This is a genomic window from Neisseria sp. HMSC064D07 (genome assembly GCF_001837185.1).
Classification (GTDB): domain Bacteria; phylum Pseudomonadota; class Gammaproteobacteria; order Burkholderiales; family Neisseriaceae; genus Neisseria; species Neisseria flavescens_C.
This window is the reverse complement of the sequence record NZ_KV831665.1, coordinates 1-5,045: the sequence shown is the minus strand read 5'-3', so window position 1 is coordinate 5,045 and position 5,045 is coordinate 1. Positions and strand designations below refer to the sequence as shown.

The following is a 5,045-nucleotide window of genomic DNA, read 5'->3' as shown; positions in this document are numbered from 1 at the left end:
TGTCGAAGGAAGGGCTTTTTTGCAAAGGTCTCAGTCAGCGAATAGTCCACTTTAGGTGGCACTTGTGGATAGGCTTCCCGATATAAGGTATTTGCTGAGTTAGCTTAAACCACTAACATAAAGCTTGCTGATTGATTTTGATTGTATGCGTTAACCAAGCTCATCAGTGCAAATAAAGGCCGTCTGAACAATATCAGTTCAGACGGCCTTTATTATTTAGGGATTATTCCCACTCAATCGTGGCAGGCGGTTTGCCGCTGACATCATAAACCACGCGGTTGATGCCTTTGACTTCGTTGATGATGCGGTTGGACACGCGGCCAAGCAGCGAGTAAGGCAACTCAGCCCAGTGCGCAGTCATAAAGTCGCTGGTAATCACAGCGCGCAAGGCTACGACGTAATCGTAAGTGCGGCCGTCACCCATCACGCCGACGGATTTCACAGGCAGGAATACGGCAAAGGCTTGGCTGGTCAGGTCGTACCAAGATGTGCCGTTTTCATCGGTAGTATTGCGCAATTCTTGAATGAAAATATCGTCTGCCTGACGGAGCAAGTCGGCGTATTCTTTTTTCACTTCGCCCAAGATACGCACGCCCAAACCCGGGCCCGGGAACGGATGACGGTACACCATTTCACGCGGCAGACCCAAAGCAACGCCCAATTCTCGCACTTCGTCTTTGAACAAGTCGCGCAATGGTTCAAGCAATTTGAGCTTCATGTTTTCAGGCAGGCCGCCGACGTTGTGGTGGGATTTGATGGCATGGGCTTTTTTGGTTTTTGCTCCTGCGGATTCGATTACGTCAGGGTAAATCGTACCTTGCGCCAACCATTTGGCGTTGGTGAGTTTTTTCTCCTCAGCGTCAAAGACTTCGATAAATTCCGCACCGATGATTTTGCGTTTTTTCTCCGGATCGGTCACGCCGGCAAGTTTCGCCAAAAACTGCTCTTCGGCATCAACGTGAATCACGCGTACGCCCAAGTTGCGGGCAAACATATCCATCACCATTTTGCCTTCGTTCAGACGCAACAGACCGTGGTCAACAAACACGCAGGTCAGTTGGTCGCCGATGGCGCGGTGAATCAGCGCGGCCGCTACGGAAGAGTCCACGCCGCCGGACAAACCTAAAATCACTTCGTCGCTGCCGACTTGTTCGCGGATTTTGGCGACGGCTTCTTCGATGTAGTTCGGCATGGTCCAGCTTGGTTGTGCGCCGCAAATATCCAAGACAAAGCGGTTTAACAACGCGCGGCCTTGTTTGGTGTGGGTCACTTCAGGGTGGAATTGGATGCCGTAGAATTGTTTCTCAGCGTTTTCCATCATGGCAATCGGGCAAGACGGGGTGTCGCCAATAACAGAGAAGCCGGTAGGCAGTTTGGAAACTTTATCGCCATGGCTCATCCAGACGTCGAGCGTATTAGGCGCATCGTCTTGAATGCCGCGTGTCAGCTCGCTGTCGATGGTTTTCACTTGCGCATAACCGAATTCGCGTTGGTTGCCCGGGCTAACTTCGCCACCCAAGTGGTGCGCCATAAATTGCATGCCGTAGCAGATGCCCAAAACCGGAATGCCCAAATCAAAAATACCGGTATCGGCTTGATAATCGGATTCGTAAACGGAATTAGGACCGCCGGAGAGGATAATGCCTTTCGGGTTGAAAGCTTTGATTTCTTCCAAAGGCATGTCGAAAGAATGCAGTTCGCAGTAAACGTGGGCTTCGCGCACGCGGCGGGCGATCAGCTGGGTAACTTGCGAGCCGAAGTCGAGAATAAGGATTTTATCTTGGGTCATGGCGGAAACTTTGCAAAATGTAAGAAAACGGTGCGGCCGTGAGGGTAAATTTCAAATTTAAACCACAATAAAAAAGGCCGTCTGAAACGGCGGATTATACCATTGTTCAGATGGCCTTTATAGGGCAAAACCCAAATCTCTCATCTTTCTATTTTGTGTGTTTCTCAGGAATCATATCGCTGCGCGAGAGCAACAGCAGGCAACCCAACACGACCATGCCGATGGCCAGCAGCGGCGAGAGGTAAATCCAGTAGCTCATGTGCAGATAAATGGCTGTGCCGATATAAACCAACATCGGGCCGGAAACGATGGACTGTTTATTGATACCGTCCATAATCAACACGGCAAGGCCCAAAATAATTAATGCGCCGGCAATCATGGTCGATGTCGCAGGCAAAATATCCGTAGCGCGTAAAAACCAAATCGCACCAAAGATAATCAAAAATAAAGGCAGAAAAAGTGAGGGGCGGGACATAACAACGCTCCGTAAAGGTTTCAGACGGCCTGTATTATTGGGTGCACCGGTCATGCAGGCAAGATATAAAAATGCAATCTTGTGTGTAATTATGCAAAGGTTGGCACAACAAAAAGGCCGTCTGAACAGCGGCAAACCGAAATCGAATATTTCAATTTATCCTGTTCCAGACGGCCTTTCAAATCATCAGGCTTTGCCGGTGCTGCCGAATCCGCCTTCACCGCGCTCGCTGGCGGCAAACTCGTCCACAACCTTAAACGCGGCTTGGACAACCGGCACAATCACCATTTGCGCGATGCGCTCCATCGGCTCGATGGTAAACGCTTCTTTACCACGGTTCCACAGAGAAACCTTCAATTCGCCTTGATAATCCGAGTCAATCAAACCGACCAAATTGCCCAAAACAATACCGTGCTTATGACCCAAGCCGGAACGCGGCAACAAAACGGCTGCATACGCAGGGTTGGCCAAATGCACCGCCAAACCGGTCGGAACGAGATATACATCGCCCGGCTGTAACACAACGGCTTCATCCAGGCAGGCACGCAAATCCAAACCGGCAGAACCAGGCGTCGCATAAGCAGGCAGGGAATCGGCCATTTTCGGATTTAAGATTTTCAGTTCGACTTCGGTTTGCATGACGGGACTCCGTATTGTTCTATATTGGAAAGGGCTACGATTATACACAAATGCCCTTGAGGCCGTCTGAAAAAACGGAGTATGATTCAGTCAGACCTAAGGAGAAAAATCATGGATCTGCACAATATCCGCGAAGATTACAGCAAACGCGAGCTGTCGGAAGCCGAATGCTACGCCGACCCGATTGTCCAATTCGAGCAATGGCTGAACGAAGCGATTCACGCCGAAGTCAACGAGCCGACCGCGGTCAACGTTGCCGCCGTAGGCGAAGACGGCAGGCCTAACAGCCGTATGGTACTACTGAAAGAAGTCAACCCCAAAGGCTTTGTTTTCTTTACCAATTACCACAGCCGCAAAGGCCGCTCCTATACGGCACACCCCTTTGCCGCCATGACTTTTTTCTGGCCGGAACTCGAACGCCAAGTGCGTGTTGAAGGACGCATTGAAAAACTCGACGCCGCCGCTTCGGACGAATATTTTGAAAGCCGCCCCTACACCAGCCGTATCGGCGCATGGGCAAGCGATCAAAGCGAAGTGATTTCCAGCAAAGCCGTCTTGGTGGCCAAAGCCGCAGCCGTCGGCGTCAAACATCCCTTACATGTCCCCCGCCCGCCGCATTGGGGCGGATACCTCGTCATCCCCGACCGCATCGAATTCTGGCAAGGCCGCCCCAGCCGCCTGCACGACCGCATCCAATACCGCCTGGTTGACGGCAACTGGATACGCGAACGCCTTTCGCCATAATTTTCGGATTTTCAAACAAAAATTTACTGGTTGAGTTACAATACAGCCTTTCATCGGCAGGCCGTCTGAATCTGATTTTCAGACGGCCTTTTCCCCCAATCCAACCCCTGCCGCAAATGCCGCAGAAGAACCGCTTTTTCAAGCGAGTTAGGAAAAATCATGTCCAAACAGCCTTCCAGCAAACGCCAATGGCGCGACGGCGTATCATCTACCGCCAAAAAACCTTCCAAACCGGCCAAATCCTTTGCCAATAAAAAACGTCCCGACGACGAGCGAAAAACATCAGGCAAAACTTACGGCCAAAAAGTTTCAGACGGCCCCAAAGCTCAAAATACCGCCCCAAAACAACGAGCCGCCAAAGCCAAAAAACTGGTGGTCCGCAATCCCAACCAAAAAATCATGGAGCACGCCCGCGATTTGAAAGAACGCCGCAGCGACCTTTCACGCTTTGAACCCGAGCGCCTGCAAAAAGTCCTGGCCGCTTCCGGTGTCGGCTCACGTCGCGAAATGGAAGAATGGATCAGCAACGGCTGGGTAACGGTCAACGGCCGTGTAGCGCAACTGGGTGAAAAAGTTACGCCCGACGACCACGTTACCGTCAAAGGCAGCATCATCAAACTCAAATGGGCAGACCGCCTGCCGCGCATCATCCTCTACTACAAACAAGAAGGTGAAATCGTTTCCCGCGACGACCCGCAAGGCCGCATCAGCATTTTCGACCGCCTGCCGCAAGCAGCCAGCAGCCGCTGGGTGGCCATCGGCCGTTTGGACATCAATACCAGCGGCCTTTTGATCCTAACCACTTCAGGCGAACTCGTTCAACGCTTTGCCCACCCCAGCTTTGAAGTCGAACGCGAATACGCCGTGCGCGTATTGGGCGAGTTGACCACCGAACAAATGCGCGTCCTGACCGAAGAAGGCGTCATGCTCGAAGACGGTTTGGCTAAAGTAGAACGCATCTACGAACAAGGCGGCGAAGGCGCAAACAAATGGTACAACGTCGTCATCAAAGAAGGCCGCAACCGAGAAGTACGCCGCATTTTTGAAAGCCAAGGCCTGACCGTCAGCCGCCTCGTCCGCGTAGGCTTCGGCCCTATCGGCCTGCCAAACCGCCTCAAACGCGGCCAGTTCTACGAACTCAATCCGGCAGAAGTCGCCAACATCATCAAATGGGCAGATATGCTGCTGCCTGGCGAACGTCGCCGGAAGAAAAGTTAATGTAAGATAAATCGGGGCTGAGACTTTTGCAAAATCGTCTCAGCCCGACAAAATCTTGCCCAAGTCATAAACATAGTGGGTTAAGTTTAAACCAGTACCGCATTGCTCCGCCTTGTCCTGATTTAAACTTAACCCACTATTCACACATTGAGACCTTTGCAAAAAAGCCCTTCCTTCGAC

Annotated in this window: 5 protein-coding genes; 2 read left to right on the top strand and 3 right to left on the bottom strand. The window is 51.6% G+C overall.

All coding sequences use genetic code 11. From position 1 onward, the window contains the following. Positions 1–223: 223 nt before the first annotated feature. The 3 genes from guaA to dut all read right to left on the bottom strand — a co-directional run bounded on the left by guaA (position 224) and on the right by dut (position 2,903). Positions 224–1,789 carry a glutamine-hydrolyzing GMP synthase gene (guaA, locus tag HMPREF2608_RS03335; protein ID WP_003686344.1) on the bottom strand — a complete coding sequence of 522 codons (1,566 nt, stop codon included), beginning with the start codon at positions 1,787–1,789 and terminating at the stop codon, positions 224–226. Between the two features lie 148 nt (positions 1,790–1,937). Next, a complete protein-coding gene (locus tag HMPREF2608_RS03330) occupies positions 1,938–2,264 on the bottom strand; it encodes a hypothetical protein (RefSeq protein ID WP_004464437.1) in 327 nt (108 codons plus the stop codon). Between the two features lie 186 nt (positions 2,265–2,450). Beyond that, positions 2,451–2,903 (bottom strand): dUTP diphosphatase, encoded by a 453-nt coding sequence (gene dut, locus HMPREF2608_RS03325; RefSeq protein ID WP_003680707.1) that lies wholly within the window; start codon positions 2,901–2,903, stop codon positions 2,451–2,453. 111 nt (positions 2,904–3,014) lie between these two features. Between dut and pdxH the strand changes: the two genes are divergently transcribed. Together pdxH and HMPREF2608_RS03315 are read left to right on the top strand one after the other, a co-directional pair. Then, positions 3,015–3,647: a pyridoxamine 5'-phosphate oxidase gene (pdxH, locus tag HMPREF2608_RS03320; protein WP_070825972.1), complete on the top strand. Its 633-nt coding sequence runs from the start codon at positions 3,015–3,017 to the stop codon at positions 3,645–3,647. Between the two features lie 159 nt (positions 3,648–3,806). Then, positions 3,807–4,865: a pseudouridine synthase gene (locus tag HMPREF2608_RS03315; RefSeq protein ID WP_070825971.1), complete on the top strand. Its 1,059-nt coding sequence runs from the start codon at positions 3,807–3,809 to the stop codon at positions 4,863–4,865. Positions 4,866–5,045 lie beyond the last annotated feature (180 nt).

Bases quoted from the DNA above. Each gene is read 5' to 3' on its own strand.
- pdxH (WP_070825972.1), top strand. From the start codon at position 3,015: ATGGATCTGCACAATATCCGCGAAGATTACAGCAAACGCGAGCTGTCG.
- guaA (WP_003686344.1), bottom strand. From the start codon at position 1,789: ATGACCCAAGATAAAATCCTTATTCTCGACTTCGGCTCGCAAGTTACC.
- HMPREF2608_RS03330 (WP_004464437.1), bottom strand. From the start codon at position 2,264: ATGTCCCGCCCCTCACTTTTTCTGCCTTTATTTTTGATTATCTTTGGT.
- dut (WP_003680707.1), bottom strand. From the start codon at position 2,903: ATGCAAACCGAAGTCGAACTGAAAATCTTAAATCCGAAAATGGCCGAT.
- HMPREF2608_RS03315 (WP_070825971.1), top strand. From the start codon at position 3,807: ATGTCCAAACAGCCTTCCAGCAAACGCCAATGGCGCGACGGCGTATCA.